The organism is Schaalia sp. lx-260 (assembly GCF_021083645.1).
Taxonomy (GTDB): Bacteria; Actinomycetota; Actinomycetes; order Actinomycetales; family Actinomycetaceae; genus Pauljensenia.
The window spans coordinates 62011-80231 of sequence record NZ_JAJNRQ010000003.1 but is presented as its reverse complement, the minus strand read 5'-3'; the positions used below and the strand labels follow the sequence as shown (position 1 = coordinate 80231).

Genomic DNA, 18221 nt, shown 5'->3' with positions numbered 1-18221 from the left:
GGACATTACCTGTCGTAGAAGTCATCCTCACGTAGCCTGTATATATGAGTCATATTCCTGCGCGCATTTTCGGTTCACTAGCACCAGCCCTTGTTACGCCTTTCCATAAAGATGGGTCTATCGACGTGGACTCGGCTGTGGCTTTAGCTGTGCGCCTTGTCGAAGATGGATGTGACAGCCTCGTATTATCAGGGACGACAGGTGAATCACCGACCACCCACCAGCCGGAAAAAAATGAACTTACGCGCGCAATAGTTGAAGCTATTCATGATCGTGCACGCATTATTTGCGGCGCTGGATCAAATGACACAGCTCATGCGGTTCGTATTGCCGAAGGCGCTCAGGAAAGTGGCGCTCACGGTCTTCTTGTTGTCAGCCCGTACTATAACCGTCCCAGCCAGCGCGGACTATGCGCTCATGTACAGGCAATTGCTGAGTCAAGCGACCTACCAATTATGCTTTACGATATTCCGGGACGTACAGGTCTAGCTTTTTCTGATGACACATTAGATATTTTGGCTGCTCATCCTCGAATTGTCGCTGTTAAAGATGCGACGGGTAATGTTGAACAAGGTGTTGAACGCTGCCATCGTACAGGCCTTGAATACTACTCAGGCGATGATGCACTGAATTTTGCGTGGATGACAGGTGGAGCATCGGGTTTTATATCTGTCGTTGCTCATGTTGCCGCACGTCAGTATCGTCAGATGATTGACTTATTGGACGCGGACCAAGTGTGGGAGGCGCGCGAACTTTCTCATTCACTGCGACCATTGGTGGCTGCCATCATGGGAAGTGGTCAGGGAGCAGTATTGATAAAGTGGGCTTTGTACATGCAAGGGATCATTTCGACACCAACGGTTCGATTGCCTTTGGTTGAACCTGAAAAAGAAGAAATGACACGCTTAGAAAAAGTTCTGCGTTCCTACGATTTACTGTAATACGCCTTCCAAGACCGCGTTCTGACTGTCATTCACCTGAGGAACATGGGACACTGGAATTATGAAGCCCCTGTATGAAAATTTAACTGAACCTGAACCATTAGCGCCGGGTGCCCTGCGAATCATTCCTCTAGGAGGACTAGGGGAAGTGGGGCGCAATATGAATGTAGTTGAATATGAAGGAAAATTACTCGTTATTGACTGTGGAGTTCTTTTCCCAGAGGAATATCAACCGGGTGTTGATCTGATTTTGCCTGATTTTTCCTGGATCAAAGACCGTATGGATGATGTGGTTGGTCTTGTGCTGACACATGGGCATGAGGACCATATAGGTGCTGTTCCTTACCTCGCAATGCTACGCGAGGATATTCCCACGTATGGGTCAGAGCTGACGTTAGCTTTTACAGAGCCAAAACTGCGTGAACATAAACTACCGGTACCGTTATTCCACGTGGTTACTGGGGGGGATCGTGTAAATATTGGTCCTTTTGATGTGGAATTTATATCGGTTACCCACTCAATTCCCGATGCCTTAGCGGTATGTGTACGCACAGGAGCAGGGACTGTTTTGGTGACAGGCGACTTCAAAATCGATCACGTGCCATTAGATCACCGGCCGACAGATCTGCAACGTTTGGCGCGTATTGGTTCTGAAGGCGTGGATCTTTTCATGGTGGATTCAACGAATTCAGAGGTTCCTGGTTTTATTCCGGCAGAACGTGAAATTGGTCCAGTCCTTAAAAAAATAGTTGCAGATGCTACAGGGCAGGTAGTTGTTGCTTCTTTTGCTTCGCATGTACACCGTGTACAACAAGTGGTGAATGCAGCGGCAGCAGCAGGGCGTAAAATTACTTTCGTTGGTCGTTCAATGGAACGAAATATGCGTATCGCGCAAGAAAAAGGCTATTTGACGGTTCCAGAGGGCCTTATTGTTGATGCCGCACATGCCCAAGAACTTTTGCCGCATGAACGTTTGTGGATGGCAACTGGTTCACAAGGCGAACCAATGGCCGCTTTAGCGCGTATGAGTGTCGGCAACCACCGTCATGTTTGCCTTGATAGTGGGGACACTGTTATTTTGGCGGCTTCGCTAATCCCGGGTAATGAGATTGACGTGAACCGCGTAATTAATGATTTGACTCGTTCAGGAGTCCACGTATTCCATCAGGGTAATGCTCGGGTTCACGTGTCGGGCCATGCATGCCAAGGCGAATTACTTACTTTCTACAACATTGTTAAACCTCGTCATGTTATGCCGATTCACGGTGAAATACGGCATTTGATTGCGAATGGGAAATTGGCTGCAAGTACCGGTGTTCCTGAAGATCATGTCATCCTTGCTGATGCTGGCCTCACCGTGGATCTGTGTGATGGTCAGGCGCGTATCAGTGGACAGGTTCCATGTGACAGGGTGTATGTGGATGGTCGTTCTGTTGGTGAAATATCTGAGGATGAATTGGCTCAGCGTCGCACTTTAGCGGCAGAAGGTTTTGTCTCAGTTTTTGCGGTGGTAGATAAAGAAATGGGGCAAGTGCTGTCAGCGCCCTATATTCGCGCTATCGGGATGGCAGAAAATCCGGAAGTATTTGATGAAATACTGCCAGATTTGACTGCTGCTCTCGAAGAAGCCGCCGCGCCAGGCGGAGTGGATTCATACACTTTGCAGCAGGTGATGCGTCGTGTCCTTGGCCGTTGGGTAGCACGTCGGCTGCGTCGCCGTCCAATGATTGTTCCTGTGATTGTTCAACAATGAAAGGACCTGCAATGAGCGGACGTTTTATTTCTACGCACTCAGTAGTGCTTGTTCTTCCTTTGAATATTCATACATTGCCTGAACGTGGTGGCTCCGTGAAAGCTGCTACCGCTATGTCGCGGCCAGGTGGTGGTTTCACCACTTTATCGGCTGCTGCATCTATGGGAGCACATGCGGCTCTTGCTTCTCCATTGGGTACTGGACCTAATTCATCAACCGTTCGTCAACAGTTAGCTTCTGCCGGTATTCAACTGCTGACTCAGGAACTGGTAGGTGATATTGGGGTTGCTATTCAACTGTTAGAAGCTGACGGCTCAATGACTTCTGTGGTGACCGCGGGGGTAGAATCTGAACCTTCGCGCGCAGCTTTGGACTCGTTAGTATTGAAACCAGGCGATGTTATCCATATTTCCGGCGCAGACCTTGCAGTGCCTTCCGCTGTTTCTGTTCTTGCTGGCTGGGGAGCAGCTTTACCTGCTTCAGTGACCCTTGTATTATCCATTGCTCAGGCAGTAGAGCAAGTCCCTGTATGGGCATGGAAACAGCTACTGCGTCGCGCAGATGTGGTGACAATGAATGTTCGTGAATCACATGCCTTACAACGAAATTTGAATGCAAGCGAACCAGGAACAGATATTCGTCATCTGATGCGTCCAGATGCTTCATTGGTGCGTCGAATAGGTGCGAAAGGCTCCCAAGTGCATGTTAACGAGGACGCGCCTTTTATTGACATTCCTGCATTTTCAGCAGTTACTGTTGATACGGCAGGTGTGGGTGATACGCATATCGGAACAATGTGTGCGGCCCTTGCGCAAAAACACTCTCTGGAAGAAGCATGCCGCTGGGCTAATGCTGCGGCTGCTATTGCGATCTCTCATGAGTCAGCTTTACCGGTTCCTAGCCGCGCTCAGGTAGAGGACGTGTTGAATACCGGAAAGGTACAGCCGCTCAACCTATGAGGCCAAGAAAATCACCGCGTACCTATGTTGTGAAGGGAACATGCAGTGTTTTGTGTGAGCCTCAGTGTCTTTCATAGGTATGAAAGCGCACTTGTGTAGTTATAAGAGGTGATTTTTTGCATCCACATACTCACTTACGGCGAGGTGAGTAGAATCTTGCACGTGCGCCGCGTAGCGTGAAAGTATCATGGCTCAGAAGTCTTCATCGAAAAAAACATCACCTCGACAGGGGGCATCTTCTCGTGAGATGGCACCCGGAATGCTTGCACGTATTTTCTCTGCTATTGGCCGTGCTTTTATGAGCGCAGCACGTGCATGGCGTGCAACTGACCCTCAAATTAAACGTGATGCGCTCGCATTTGTATGTATTGCTGCGGCCATACTTGTGGCTTTACGTGAATGGCTGAATATTTCAGGTCAAGCAGGGAATTTTATCCACCATATTTCTGCCGGGGCAGTGGGAATTTTCTCTATTGTTTTACCGTTGGGACTGGTAGGTTTCGCAGTTGAGCTTTTCCGTGCTCGATCGGGTAATTCTGCGCTCCCGCATCATGTTGCAGGCGTGACAGGTGCGCTTGTTGCTGTTGCTGGTCTTGTGCATGTTACTCAGGGTAATCCTGCTTTGGATAGCCTCGAATCAATTGAAAAAGCTGGGGGACTCATTGGTTGGTTTATTGCTCGCCCACTAACACAGCTTTTATCTGCTTGGGGAGCGGGGGCAGTTCTTTTACTGCTGTTCATTTACTCGATTTTATTGGGAACACGTACTCGTGTTGCTGAAGTGCCTGAAAAAATTCGTTTTCTTTATAGCCGTTTACGTGCGCCCTATCATCGTGACGACGAAACAGAAAACTTGGATGAGTCTGAACGTTCGGCACGTGACCGTGGTCGTGACATGCTAGCAGCGGGGGATGATCCTTTCCTTGATTCTTATGAGGCGGATGAATCTTTCCGTTCTCCAGTTGAACAAGGAACTCAGGCACTTCCAGTAGCTCCGCATACAGCTTTGCCAGAAGAAAGTCATGAAGCTGTGCAGCCGATCCTACCTCCTGTTGTTGACAGTATGCCCACAGAGGCGCTGGCACCTATTCCTGTGCCGCAATCTGAGGAGCCTCATCCTTCTGTGCCTGCACATGAACTTGCAGCACCACCACAAGAGGAAGTTTCTGTACCTGCGCCGGAAATGACGGCAGATACGGATCAGCCTTCAACGTATATTTTGCCTGCTGGTGATCTTTTGTTGCGTGGGGCGCCGCATAAAACACGTTCTGCTGTGAACGATCAGGTCGTGCAATCATTGCAGCAGGTTTTTGCTGAATTTAATGTTGACGCGCAGGTAACAGGATTTTCGAGGGGTCCTACGGTTACTCGCTATGAGGTAGTCCTTGGCCCTGGTGTCAAAGTGGATCGCCTAACTAACCTGTCAAAGAATATTGCCTATGCGGTAGCTTCTGCGGATGTGCGTATTTTGGCGCCTATTCCAGGTAAGAGCGCCATCGGTGTTGAAATTCCTAATGCTGATCGTGAAATTGTGGTTTTAGGTGATGTCTTATCTTCAGGGGCAGCAAAACGTAATCCGCATCCATTGGTTGTCGGTGTGGGTAAGGATGTTGAAGGCGGCTACGTTGTAACGAATTTAGCAAAAACACCGCACTTATTGGTTGCAGGCCAAACCGGTTCAGGTAAGTCAAGTTTTGTAAACTCGATGATTACCTCCATTATGATGCGGGCAACTCCGCAGCAAGTTCGTATGATTTTGGTTGATCCTAAGCGTGTGGAACTGACAATTTATGAGGGAATTCCTCATTTGGTCAGTCCTATCATCACTGACCCTAAGAAAGCGGCTGAGGCTTTGGAATGGGTGGTACGCGAAATGGATCGTCGATATGACGATCTTGCGACATACGGTTTCAAACATGTGGATGATTTCAATAAAGCAGTGGAGGCAGGGCAAGTACAGGCATTACCTGGCTTAGAGCGTAAACTTCGGCCGTATCCTTACCTCCTTGTTGTTGTGGATGAGCTTGCTGATCTTATGATGGTTGCCCCACGTGATGTGGAAGCCTCAGTTCAAAGGATTACACAGCTTGCACGTGCAGCAGGTATTCACTTGGTACTGGCAACCCAGCGACCATCAGTTGATGTGGTGACAGGTCTGATTAAAGCGAATGTGCCTTCTCGTTTGGCTTTTGCGACTTCTGCTTTAGCTGATTCACGAGTCATTTTGGATCAACCTGGCGCAGAAAAACTGATCGGGCAAGGTGATGCTTTGTATTTACCTGCTGGTCAGGGAAAACCTTTACGTGTGCAGGGTGCGTGGGTGACAGAAAGCGAAATTCATCAGATCGTGCAGCATGTGAAGTCGCAAATGCAAGTCTCCTACAGGGATGATGTGGTTTCTGCTGCTCCGCAAGTGAAAGTAGCTGAAGATATTGGTTCAGATCTTGATGACTTGTTGCAGGCGGCAGAATTAGTTATTTCCACGCAACTTGGTTCAACATCGATGCTGCAACGCAAACTGCGTATTGGCTTTGCGCGTGCAGGTCGTTTGATGGATTTACTAGAGTCGCGCGATATTGTCGGCCCTTCTGAAGGCTCAAAAGCTCGTCAAGTTCTTGTTCAACCTGAACAATTACCGCAGATCCTGGCTATGTTACGCGGGGAAGCAGCCCCTCCTGAGCAGCCTTCAGTATCACCGGAACTTCCTGCACCTTCTGTGGAAAATAAGTCGGATCATATTCCTGAGGGAGTAAATACTGCTCCGATTCCACCTTCTCATGGGGAAAATGAACCGCGTGTAATGACGGGACTTCCTGTACCTGTTATTCCATCAGACAACGTGGTGGCTGACGATGATCCTGACCCCTATGCTGGCCATGATTTTGGAGGTCGTGGTCATGGCAATTGGGATGATGATGAGGAAACAGATGAGGATGCGTGGCAACTCACCGGACGATAGTGTTGATTTATCTTGTGAACGAGTAGGATCAAAACATGGTAGGCAATGTTTCACGCGCACAAAGTAAGGATGAACAGCGTTCGCCACTGAATCTTCCCAATGCGCTCACGGTTCTTCGTTTGATTCTTGTTCCGATTTTCCTTGTCCTTGCTTTGCAGGACAATAGTATTGCGCGTTGGACAACATTGATTGTCTTTTGTGTGGCGGCAGCGACTGATCATTTTGACGGTAAAATTGCCAGGTCTTATGGAATAGTGACTGATTTTGGTCGGATTGCTGACCCGATTGCTGATAAGGCGTTGACACTGGGGGCATTTGTCATTCTTTCGGTGACTGAATTTGTGCCGTGGTGGTTTACTGTCGTTATTGCAGTACGTGAACTGGGTATTACTGTGATGCGCAGTGTTTTTTTGCGCCGAGGTATCGTTGTTTCTGCGAATATGGGCGGCAAGCTCAAGACTGTTTTGCAGATGTTCTTTATTTTCTTACTTCTGATTCCGTGGGATCTTTTCCTGTCTTATTCTGTCGTTGAACTTCTTGCCATATATTTCATTTATCCCGTAGGCGGTGCTGCGCTCTTTATGACCGTGTGGTCTGGAGGAGTTTATGTGTGGGAAGGCATTGCTTTACGGAAGAAAAATCATTCAATGATCTGAATTCCGGTACGCATGTAGCAAAAATGCGTATGAATACGACGATTGCTGAGGCAGAGGATCATGCTCAGGTTCTTCCTGCTCAAGCCCGTGAGAACGATCAGTAAACTGCCTGTGAAAGGGATAAAGAACTTCCCTCATGTGTGGAGCCTTATGCTGATGCTCATTTCAGAGTGATACTGGACTGCTCATTCGTTCCTTATCAGTTTTATGTGTGGCTATCGTGCGTAAATGACAATGCGATGTGTTGCACTCGCTCATACAGTGATTCACATATGCGTGCTGGCAATGAGTATCTTAAAGTAGAAGTATGAAGAGCCTTTACACCACTCAGCCTTTACTACGTACCGTAATAGGTGACGTGCTTCGTGGGCTGCGTCAAACGCAAGGTCGTACTTTGCGTGAAGTGTCATCGCAGGCTCAAGTGTCTTTGGGATATCTTTCCGAAGTGGAACGTGGGCAAAAAGAAGCATCATCTGAGTTACTTGAAGCAATTTGCACAGCACTGAATGTGCCTTTGTGGTGCGTGTTGCGTGAAGTCTCGGATCGGATGTCGCTGACAGATGGATCACTAGTTCCTGAAGCTGCTCCGGTGCCTTTTGTTCCGGTGACTTTGATTTCCTGAGTTACACGTGATGCGTCTCTTTGAGTTCTGGAAAGCTGTAGATGACGTATATGGAGTAACTTACGGTCGCTCTTTAGTTGCTGATCTGTATTTGACTTCGCTCAAAGGAACAGCACAAGAAGCCATTGACCGAGGGGATGATCCTGATAGCGTGTGGGCTGCCCTCATCAGTGAAACTGAACAGGATGAACACGCACGTTGGGTGCATCGGATTGACCCGAAAGAACGTAAAAAACGTGCCTAAAACTTATTTTCCACATACGTGTGCGGTGAAATTGACCTCACCTGCCCATCGCTTTGGCAACTCTCCTGCACCCTGACGTAGAATTAGTGGGTTGTCGTGTGCCTACCTGAGGTACACCCGCTGATAAGACGTTGGAGAGTACCCTGTGAAGAGCACCGTTGAGACTCTTGAACCCACGAAGGTTCGTTTGACCGTTGAAGTTCCCTATGAGGAACTCGCTTCTGAGATGACCAAGGCATATAAAGACATCTCCAAGCAAGTCTCCATCCCCGGTTTCCGTAAGGGGCACGTGCCCGCACGTATTATCGATCAGCGTTTCGGTCGCGCTGCTGTGATCGAACAGGTCGTCAATGAAGTTTTGCCGCAGCATTATTCTGCCGCTGTTGCAGAAAATGAGCTTCGCCCTATGGCTCAGCCAGATGTTGAGGTTACTGAAATCCCTCAGACAACCGGCGAATACGGTGGCACCCTTATTTTCACCGCTGAAGTAGATGTAGTTCCTGATTTTGAACTCCCAGAATTAGGTGAAGATATTACTGTTCAGGTTGATACAACCGAAGTAACCGATGAAGATGTTCAAAAAGAACTCGATGATCTGCGCGGGCGCTTTGCGACTCTGAAAGTAATCAATCGTAAGGCTAAAACCGGTGATTTTGCGACTATCGACCTGGTTGCCACAATTAATGGTGAGCAAGTTGATTCGGTTTCTGATGTGTCCTACGAAATCGGTTCAGGTTCGATGCTGGATGGCCAAGACAAGGCATTGCGTGGAACAAAAGCTGGTGACGAAGTAACATTCACCTCCACCCTGAAAGGCGGCGAGCACGAAGGGGAAGAAGCTGAGGTGACATTGACTGTGAAATCAATGAAGGCTCGTGAACTCCCAGTAGCCGACGATGATTTTGCGCAGATGGTGTCTGAATTTGACACGATTGAAGAACTTACCGAGGACCTGCGTAAACAAGCTGGCGAACGTAAATTGGCAGATCAAGCGCTGCAAGCTCGTGATCGTCTCGTTGATCTGTTGCTTGAAAAAGCTGAAATTCTTTTGCCGGAATCTGTTGTCACCGCAGAGGTTGATCGTCGTGCAGGTGAAGGAGCTTCTGCAAAGGCAAAGAAAGAAGCACGTCAAAATGTTGAACGTGAGCTGCGCACAGAGCTGCTTTCTGAAACTTTGGCAAAGAAACTGGATGTTCAAGTTGGACAGCAAGAACTGATTGATTATGCCATTCAGATGTCCCAGACATATGGTGTGGATATTAACCAGCTTTTCTCCTCTCCTCAGCAAATGTCTGCTGTTGTTGCTGACCTTGGCCGAGCAAAAGCGCTGATCGAAGCCTTGCGTCAGATTACAGTCACGGATACCACAGGTGCTCCAGTGGATTTGTCTCGCTTCCTTGGTGATGTTCCTGAGGAAACTGCGCAAGACACGCAGGAAGAAAGTGAAGACGGCACGCAAGATGACGCTCAGTAATGGCGTATGTGTGACGTATAAGCCTTTATAGGCTGAAGGCTCGGTACTGGCATGATACGGTGCCGAGCCTTTTTGCTGCGCCGTCAGCGAAATATTCTTTTTCAAGATGAGGACTACAGGGGAAAACCGCTAGGTTTATACCAGTGATACATCATTGCCTATAGGGAACATGAAGTGGAGGAAGCACATGAGCATTGAGCCAACTGCACACGAGGGCCAACAAGTTGGAATCGGTTTAGGAGATGCTGTGTATCAGCGTCTTTTACAGGAACGTATTATTTGGCTCGGCGGTGAAGTCCGTGACGAAAATGCGAATGCTATTTGCGCGCAGATGCTTTTACTTGCCGCAGAAGACCCTGACAAAGATATTTACCTGTATATCAACAGTCCAGGTGGTTCAGTCACTGCTGGTATGGCTATTTATGACACGATGCAGTACATCAAACCTGATGTGGTGACAGTTGGTATGGGTTTGGCTGCTTCAATGGGACAGTTCTTACTGACCGCTGGCGCTCCAGGTAAGCGTCTTATTACGCCGCATACACGAGTGCTTTTGCATCAACCTCTTGGCGGAGCAGGCGGCTCTGCAACGGAAATCCGCATCAACGCTGACCTTATCTTGAAGATGAAACATGAGTTAGCTGCGATCACTGCTGAACGTACAGGTAAATCTGTGGAGCAAGTGGAAGCTGACGCTGATCGTGACCATTGGTTCAGTGCATATGAGGCTTTGGAATATGGATTTGTTGATCGTGTAGTGGAAAATCCCCAAGAAATCGGTCGTCGCGCGGAGAATGGAGAGAACTGATGAGCACAGGTGCATATTTTGAAGCTATCGCTCGCCAATTACCTGAAGCTCGGTACATCTTGCCGAATTTTGAAGAACGCACAGCCTATGGTTTTAAGCGACAAGACCCTTACGCGAAACTCTTTGAAGATCGCATTGTATTTTTAGGCGTACAGGTGGATGATGCCTCAGCAGATGATGTGATGGCTCAGCTTCTGGTCCTTGAATCACAAGACCCAGATTCCCTCATCACAATGTACATTAATAGTCCGGGTGGATCTTTTACTGCAATGACTGCCATATATGACACAATGCAGTACATTAAGCCGCATATTCAGACGGTCTGTTTAGGGCAAGCAGCTTCTGCAGCAGCAGTATTACTTGCCGCAGGATCGAAAGGGAAACGTTTAGCGTTACCTAATGCGCGAGTTCTGATTCACCAGCCAGCGATGGAAGGAATGCACGGACAAGCAAGTGACATTCAAATCGTGGCAGATGAAATTGACCGTATGCGCCTGTGGCTAGAAGAAACTCTAGCAGCACATTCAGGGACACCGATTGAGCAAGTACGTCGTGATATTGAGCGCGACAAGATTCTCAGTGCCGTACAAGCCCTCGAATACGGTCTGATCGATCAAGTTCTTGCTTCACGTAAGAACAACAACAACTAAAACACTTCAGCGGGGTGACTCTTTCACTGTGAGTCACCCCGCTCGTGCATATACGCATGTGGAGGTTGATACGCAAAAGACGGGGTGGACTTGGTGTGTCTGCGCGTGCCGATGAGTGCGTATACGTGAGGCGTATTATGCTTGACTCCACAGTGAGATCCTTGTAATCGCAATGTCCCATCAGGAGGAAACCTGTGAGTCGACTGACTGACGGAGCCGAACTGCTTAAATGCTCTTTTTGCGGTAAAAGTCAAAAACAGGTACGTAAACTCATCGGTGGTTCAGGTTCATACATTTGTAATGAATGTGTGGAATTGTGTAATGAAATTATTTCTGAGGAATTACACGATGAACCGGTGACAGACCACACGCCTTTACCTAAGCCAAAGGAAATTTATGCCTATTTGGATTCATGGGTGATTGGGCAAGAACGCGCAAAGCGAGCACTTTCTGTTGCCGTGTATAACCATTACAAGCGTGTACGTTCACGTGAAGCCGGTAATGAAGAAAATATGTTGGGAACTAAATCCAATATTCTTTTACTTGGCCCCACAGGAACAGGGAAAACACACCTTGCACGATCATTAGCATCTTTACTGCGTGTTCCTTTCGCTATTGTCGATGCCACAGCTTTAACTGAAGCAGGTTATGTAGGTGAGGACGTAGAAAATATTTTGCTGCGTTTGATCCAAGAAGCAGGAAATGACATTAAAAAAGCAGAACGCGGCATTATTTATATCGACGAAATCGACAAAATTGGTCGTAAAGCTGAAAGCGCTTCTATTACACGCGACGTCTCAGGTGAAGGTGTACAACAAGCACTGCTGAAAATTATCGAAGGCACAGTTGCCTCAGTACCTCCACAAGGCGGGCGTAAGCATCCTCATCAGCAGTTCTTAGAAATTGATACGTCCGGTATCTTATTTATTGCTGCAGGAGCTTTTGCCGGTATTGAAGAAGTCGTGAAAACGCGACTGGGACAACGTTCAACAGGCTTTGGTACTAATTTGAAGTCAACAGCTGAAATGGGAGATCTTTACGAAGCTGTTACTCCAGAGGACTTGCATAAGTTCGGTATGATTCCAGAGTTTATCGGTCGTTTGCCTGTACTAACTTCAACAAAAGAACTATCTGAAGAAGACCTCACGCGGGTACTCACAGAACCACAAAATTCTTTAGTAGGCCAGTACCAGCATTTATTTGAATTAGATGGGATTGAACTCGAATTCACCCATGATGCACTTTTAGCAATTGCTGCTCAAGCAAATGTGCGTAAAACAGGAGCGCGTGGTTTATCCGCTGTGATGGAAAAAACCCTCGCGGACCTTATGTTTGAGTTACCGAGCCGTCAAGATATCGCACGTGTCGTCATTACACGTGAGGCCGTAGAAGAAGAAGCTCAAGCGAATGTGTACACAACCGATGATTCGCATATGCGTAGCGCCTGAGAGAAAGAATACTCGATGAATGAGCTTGCTCGTACCTCAGAAGGAACATCCGTAGCTTCAAGTAAAGAAAACACGCAGTTACCTGCTGAGCTTGTCAGAGCGCGCGCTACCATCGACAATATTGATGCGGCGTTAATTCATATTCTGGCGGAACGTTTCCGCTGTACCCAGTCTGTCGGCCATATTAAAGCACAGTATGACCTACCTCCTGCTGATCCTGAACGTGAAGCCTACCAAGTAATTCGGATGCGCACTTTAGCGGAACAATCAGGGCTAGATCCAGATTTTGCGGAAAAATTCCTGTCATTTATGGTGACCGAAGTGATTCGCCACCATGAAGATATTAAAGATTCGTATTCGCGGGACACAAAACACATTAACGGATAACAACAGGGGAGTGGGGACACTCCGTTTTCCAGGCTGATCTTCCCAGATTCATAGCCTGATTTCTCTGTGAAATATGACCGTATAAACAGAGGTGGGACACCCTTATGTGAGTGCCCCACCTGTCATGACGAAAAGTATTTACCCTTGCATATCTTGCACAGGTCCACCGTAAATTTCATCAATCGCTTCAGAAAAACGTTGTAATACGAGGGAACGTTTCACTTTCAATGAAGGCGTGAGCAAACCATTTGCCTCTGTGAAATCTGTGGTTAACACCTTGATTTTACGAATTGCTTCCGCACGGGACACATGCTGATTTGCTCGCTCCACAGCCTTTTCAAGAGCCGTGAGAACTTCAACATGCGTGGATGCTTCACTGACCGACATTGCCGGCAAACCATGGTTTTTCAACCAGCCTTGAAGCATATCTGCATCCAAGGTGATAAGTGCTGAAATGAAAGGACGCTGATCGCCGACTACAACAACCTGAGAAATCAGAGGATGCCCCCGCAGAGGATTTTCCAAAGAGGCTGGAGCAACATTTTTCCCGCCGGCTGTCACAATGATTTCTTTTGCGCGACCAGTGATACGCACGTAACCATCACGATCCAAGGCGCCTAAATCACCTGTTTTGAACCAGCCGTCAGGGGTGAAAGCTTCAGCAGTTGCTTCAGATTTATTGTGATAGCCCTGGAAAATAGAGGGGCCTTTCACCAAAATTTCACCCTCATCACTGATTTTGACGGAAAGAGGAGGAAGCGGAGGTCCTACCGTACCTATTTTTGATAGGCGAGGCGTATTCACTGAAATAGGTCCAACGGTTTCTGTTAAACCGTATCCTTCAAGAACAGGTAAACCCAGACCTGTGTAAAAATGCGCGAGATGAGTAGAAAGGGGAGCGCCACCAGAAATAATAAATTTCGCATTTCCTCCGACAAGCTGCAAAATTTTTGAGAAAACAAGTCGATCAGCTAACGCCCGCTGCGCGCTGAGGGCACGTGAAGGACCTTCAGGGGTTTCGAGAGCATGCGAATAAGCAACTGCAATGGATGCTGCCCAACGGAAAAGTTTCTTTTTAACACCGCTCCCAGCTTTCGCATCTGCAGAGTTGTAAATTTTTTCAAGAACACGAGGAACAACAAGCAGGTAGGAGGGGCGGAAAGAAAGTAAATCAGGGAGCAGGTTTTTTGTATCAGGCGTATGCCCTAGAATGCCTTCGCCTGACATTTGGAAAACCTGCAAGAAACGCGCAAAAACATGTGCAAGAGGTAAAAAGAGGAGAAGACGTGAATCCTTTCCCATAGCAACTTCAGGCATCCACGCATGTGAGTTCACGGCAAGCTCTGTGAAATTCCCATGTGTGAGTACTGTGCCTTTAGGCTGACCTGTAGTTCCTGAAGTATAAACAATCGTGGCAATTGAGGATGTGAGGAGCTGATCTGTACGTGCTTGTACTGCCGAACGCGCAACAGTCATACCCGCGTCTTGGATAGTTTGAATAGCTTCAGTATCCAAGGAGAAAAACTGCATATCATCTTGTTTCAGACGCCGACATGCATCGCGTGCAAGTTCAAGCTGAGTAACAGTTTCTGTCACGATGGCGCGCACATGCGCATCCTTAATGATGAATTCAATTTGCTCGCCTGAAGAAGTTTCGTAGATGGGAACAGGAATTAAACCTGCAGCCCATGAAGCAAAATCAAGTAAAGTCCATTCGTAACGTGTACGCGCCATAATCGCAATAGCATCGCCATGTTGTAAGCCAAGAGCAATAAGGCCAGCAGCTGTGGAACGTACTTCGTCATAAAAAGCTGCGGCGGTGATATCACGCCACGTGGTGCCCATGGAATCTTTAACAGCGATGAGGGGGCGTCGAGGGCTGCGTTGTACTCGTCGTTGTAATAGGTAAGGGATAGTCGTATGTTCGTCAATACGCACAAGGACAGGGGCATGCCATTCAAGCGCCTGTGTATGTCCATCAGAGTCAACAGAAGCGCCTTCAGGGGCACTTCCTGTCAATCCTGCTGCTGACAAAGTGCGACCATCGGTTGCTTCATGAACGTCAAGAGGAGTGTCATCACTCATGGGAGGTAACCTCATCTTCCTTTCGTAGTGGCCCGAGGGCTTACGCGACTACTCTAAGCACAAAAGAGACACTCATAGAAATAAGGCTCGCCTAGGGAGAAGAAAACGAAAGAATCCCTGCTCACGAAAAAAAGAAGCATACAAGAGAAGGAAACGCGCTCACATAGCTCCAATATAAGGCGCATGTGGGGCCACAATAAGTGTTTAACTTACCTGACCCCGCACATGCGCCTCATTTGAGCCGATGTGAAAAGCACTCACCCTTTGTGGCGAGCTGGTGCTTCACCTAGTTCATAAGCCGATACGACAACGTGAAGATCATCATGACCCGCAAGTGAGCGGAATACGGGGCGTGATTCCATGCGGGTGGCAGCTGACAAATCTTCAACAATGCTTTCGAGTAACGGCAGCGCATGAGCTGATACGTCAATCTGAGTAGAAAGGAAAGGCGTACGCGGTGAGACTTTTGCTTCGGATTTTACGCGACGTAAAACAATCAAAGCCGCTGAAGCTGCCGACAAAACCTCCCGGTCACCGTCAATTCCATCAAGCTCATCCACATGAGGCCAAAGCGTCGTGTGGACTGATCCTTCACGGTACCAGGACCATACTTCCTCTGTAACGAAAGGCAAATATGGGGCGAGCAAACGCACAACTGTATTGATAACAATTGCTAGAGCGGTACGGGCTGATTGTGCCTGAGCAGCGCTCCATTTACCTTCGTGGTTATAAGCCCGTTCTTTTACAAGCTCCAAGTAATCATCGCAGAAGGTCCAGAAGAACGATTCAGTTGTTTCCAAAGCCTTCGTATGATCGTAGGCTTCTAAAGCCTCACTTGACAGGCGAATAACATTGCGAAGCTCAGCAAGGATTGAACGGTCCAATGCCTCAGTCACATGCTGCGGATTGAGGTCAACAGGCGTGTCCTCCCCACCCATTGATAAGGCGAATTTTGAGGCATTCAAGACTTTAATGGCTAGGCGGCGTCCAATTTTCATCTGCGCTTCATCAAAAGTAGCGTCAAGACCCAGACGTGCCGAAGCAGCCCAGTAACGCACAGCATCCGAGCCGTACTTTTCGAGTAAGCCCATGGGGGTAACAACATTACCTTTAGACTTTGACATTTTCTTGCGGTCAGGATCAAGAATCCATCCAGAAATACCCGCATGTTTCCACGGTAAACTATTGTGCTCTAAATGAGCACGTACAACCGTTGAGAAAAGCCAGGTGCGAATAATATCTTGACCTTGTGGGCGTAAATCCATGGGGTAGGTGCGGGCAAATAAATCATCATCTTCAAGCCAGCCACAGGCAATCTGCGGTGATAACGAAGACGTGGCCCACGTATCCATAATGTCGAGTTCTGCTGCGAATCCACCTGCGACACCACGCTGATCAGCAGTGAAACCTTCCGGAACATCAGTGGAAGGATCAATAGGTAATTGATCTTCGGAAGGAGTCAAAATTTGTTCGTAGTCAACTTCCCCATGCTCATTGATGCGGTACCACAGAGGGAATGGGACACCGAAGAAACGCTGACGGGAAATAAGCCAGTCATTGTTCAAACCTGTGACCCAGTTTTCGTAGCGCACTCGCATGAAATCTGGATGGAACGATAATTCATTCCCACGGCCAATGAGTTCTTCACGTAAATCCTGCCCAGCATTGGGACGGGTCCACTTCTTACCGCCATTTCGGATATACCACTGGCGTGAAGTGACGATCTCTAAAGGTTTATCGCCTTTTTCAAAGAAGTTCGTTTGACGAACAGTTTTTACTGGTTCGCCTCGCATTTCACCGCTGGCTTTCAGACGTGAAACCACTGCCTCGCGTGCAGAAAATGTTGTTTTACCTGCGATTTCCTTGTAGGCTTCCACGCCCTCAGCGCAGGTAATCCAATCAGGAAGCTCAGTATGAATACGACCATCTTTACGTAGAATTGCACGCAAAGGCAGGTCCAGATCGCGCCACCAATCAATATCAGTGGTATCGCCAAAAGTACAGCACATGGCAATGCCAGCGCCCTTATCCATTTCTGCTTGAGGATGAGCTAAAACAGGAACTTCCACACCGAAAACGGGTGAGGTTACTGTGGTTCCGAATAAGGGGGCATAGCGAGGATCATCCGGGTGAGCAACAAGAGCCACGCACGCAGCCAGTAATTCTGGTCGAGTGGTTTCAATGCAAACATCAACACCGTTTTCAATAGGTGCTCCCGCTGCGGCTGCGGTGGCAGCAGCTTCAGGGTCGCTCAGATGGAAAGCAAGACGATGGTAGAAACCAGGGTATTCGCGTGATTCCAGCTCAGCTTGAGCAACGGCTGTTTGGAAAGTGACATCCCACAAGCCAGGGGCTTCGCTTTGATAGGCCTCACCTCGGGCTAGATTACGCAAGAAAGCAGCTTGAGCTACTTTACGAGCTCGTGAGCCAATGGTTTGGTAGTGCTGTTTCCAGTCAACAGACAAACCAAGGTAACGCCACAGGGCTTCAAATTGTGCTTCATCTTCCACGGTGAGGCGTTCGCACAGCTCAACAAAGTTTTTACGTGAAATTGGGAGCTGATCTTTCGCTTTAATAGATTTACCTTCGCCACCAATATGCGGAGGAACAAAGTCAGGGACATAAGGCAATGTTGGGTCAACACGGACACCGAAATAATTCTGTACGCGGCGTTCTGTTGGTAGCCCGTTATCGTCCCAACCCATCGGATAGAAAACAGATTTCCCTTGCATACGTCGATGTCGCGCAATGACATCAGTATGCGTGTAAGAGAACACATGCCCTACATGCAGTGAACCAGATACGGTTGGGGGTGGCGTGTCAATGGAGTACACCTGCTCCCGTGTGGCGCTGCGATCAAATGCGTAAGTGCTGTGTGTTTCCCAAGCGGTTCCCCACTTATTTTCGAGGCCTTCGGCACCCACTGTGTCAGGCAACGTGGGAGCAGGAACAGAAAGGGGAGTTGAGGGGGTACTCATTGTGAGCGTCTCCATCCGAGTCGTGGACATCCAACCTTCTAAGGGTACGTGTTGAGCCTATGCCAACACAATATGAAAGAAAAATGCGGGTATATCTCACGTGTATATACGTTCTTATGCGCCTCTGGTAGATAAAACAATGCATAAGAGCGTATGCGTGCGTTAATTCACTTCCGCGTAGGTAACGAAAGAAAAAGAAGGAAAATCTTAGGGAAGAATATGTGAATTAATGATATGAACAATAACTTTTTTCAGTA

At 48.0% G+C, this 18221-nt stretch carries 14 protein-coding genes; 12 read left to right on the top strand and 2 right to left on the bottom strand.

Annotation, left to right across the window (positions count from 1 at the left end; all coding sequences use genetic code 11):
• Positions 1 to 44: 44 nt before the first annotated feature.
• From dapA to LRP57_RS04220, 12 genes are all read left to right on the top strand, one after another.
• Positions 45 to 941, top strand: coding sequence for a 4-hydroxy-tetrahydrodipicolinate synthase (dapA, locus tag LRP57_RS04275; RefSeq protein ID WP_231205302.1), 897 nt, complete (start codon positions 45 to 47; stop codon positions 939 to 941).
• A 61-nt stretch (positions 942 to 1002) separates the two neighbouring features.
• Positions 1003 to 2694: a ribonuclease J gene (locus tag LRP57_RS04270; RefSeq protein WP_231205301.1), complete on the top strand. Its 1692-nt coding sequence runs from the start codon at positions 1003 to 1005 to the stop codon at positions 2692 to 2694.
• An 11-nt stretch (positions 2695 to 2705) separates the two neighbouring features.
• A complete protein-coding gene (locus LRP57_RS04265; RefSeq protein ID WP_231205300.1) occupies positions 2706 to 3653 on the top strand; it encodes a PfkB family carbohydrate kinase in 948 nt (315 codons plus the stop codon).
• Positions 3654 to 3840: 187 nt separating this feature from the next.
• Positions 3841 to 6612, top strand: coding sequence for an FtsK/SpoIIIE family DNA translocase (locus LRP57_RS04260; protein WP_231205299.1), 2772 nt, complete (start codon positions 3841 to 3843; stop codon positions 6610 to 6612).
• 35 nt (positions 6613 to 6647) lie between these two features.
• The gene (pgsA, locus tag LRP57_RS04255) at positions 6648 to 7268 is read left to right on the top strand and encodes a CDP-diacylglycerol--glycerol-3-phosphate 3-phosphatidyltransferase (RefSeq protein ID WP_231205298.1); all 621 of its coding nucleotides are present in this window, start codon (positions 6648 to 6650) and stop codon (positions 7266 to 7268) included.
• A 307-nt stretch (positions 7269 to 7575) separates the two neighbouring features.
• A complete protein-coding gene (locus LRP57_RS04250) occupies positions 7576 to 7890 on the top strand; it encodes a helix-turn-helix domain-containing protein (RefSeq protein ID WP_231205297.1) in 315 nt (104 codons plus the stop codon).
• 10 nt (positions 7891 to 7900) lie between these two features.
• On the top strand, positions 7901 to 8134 hold the full coding sequence (locus LRP57_RS04245) for a DUF3046 domain-containing protein (RefSeq protein WP_231205296.1): 234 nt from the start codon (positions 7901 to 7903) through the stop codon (positions 8132 to 8134).
• A gap of 145 nt (positions 8135 to 8279) precedes the next feature.
• Positions 8280 to 9608 carry a trigger factor gene (gene tig, locus LRP57_RS04240; protein WP_231205295.1) on the top strand — a complete coding sequence of 443 codons (1329 nt, stop codon included), beginning with the start codon at positions 8280 to 8282 and terminating at the stop codon, positions 9606 to 9608.
• Positions 9609 to 9795: 187 nt separating this feature from the next.
• Positions 9796 to 10416: an ATP-dependent Clp protease proteolytic subunit gene (locus tag LRP57_RS04235; protein WP_231205294.1), complete on the top strand. Its 621-nt coding sequence runs from the start codon at positions 9796 to 9798 to the stop codon at positions 10414 to 10416.
• Positions 10416 to 11066: an ATP-dependent Clp protease proteolytic subunit gene (locus LRP57_RS04230; RefSeq protein WP_231205293.1), complete on the top strand. Its 651-nt coding sequence runs from the start codon at positions 10416 to 10418 to the stop codon at positions 11064 to 11066. Before LRP57_RS04235 ends, LRP57_RS04230 begins: the two co-directional genes overlap by 1 nt.
• A 194-nt stretch (positions 11067 to 11260) precedes the next feature.
• Positions 11261 to 12514 (top strand): ATP-dependent Clp protease ATP-binding subunit ClpX, encoded by a 1254-nt coding sequence (gene clpX / locus LRP57_RS04225; RefSeq protein ID WP_231205292.1) that lies wholly within the window; start codon positions 11261 to 11263, stop codon positions 12512 to 12514.
• Positions 12515 to 12529: 15 nt separating this feature from the next.
• Positions 12530 to 12901, top strand: a complete 372-nt coding sequence (locus tag LRP57_RS04220) for a chorismate mutase (protein WP_231205291.1) — start codon at positions 12530 to 12532, stop codon at positions 12899 to 12901.
• A gap of 138 nt (positions 12902 to 13039) precedes the next feature.
• Here LRP57_RS04220 and LRP57_RS04215 read toward each other — a convergent pair whose 3' ends face one another.
• Positions 13040 to 14986: an AMP-dependent synthetase/ligase gene (locus LRP57_RS04215; protein WP_231205290.1), complete on the bottom strand. Its 1947-nt coding sequence runs from the start codon at positions 14984 to 14986 to the stop codon at positions 13040 to 13042.
• A gap of 257 nt (positions 14987 to 15243) precedes the next feature.
• On the bottom strand, positions 15244 to 17964 hold the full coding sequence (gene valS / locus LRP57_RS04210) for a valine--tRNA ligase (protein ID WP_231205544.1): 2721 nt from the start codon (positions 17962 to 17964) through the stop codon (positions 15244 to 15246).
• Positions 17965 to 18221: the final 257 nt, after the last annotated feature.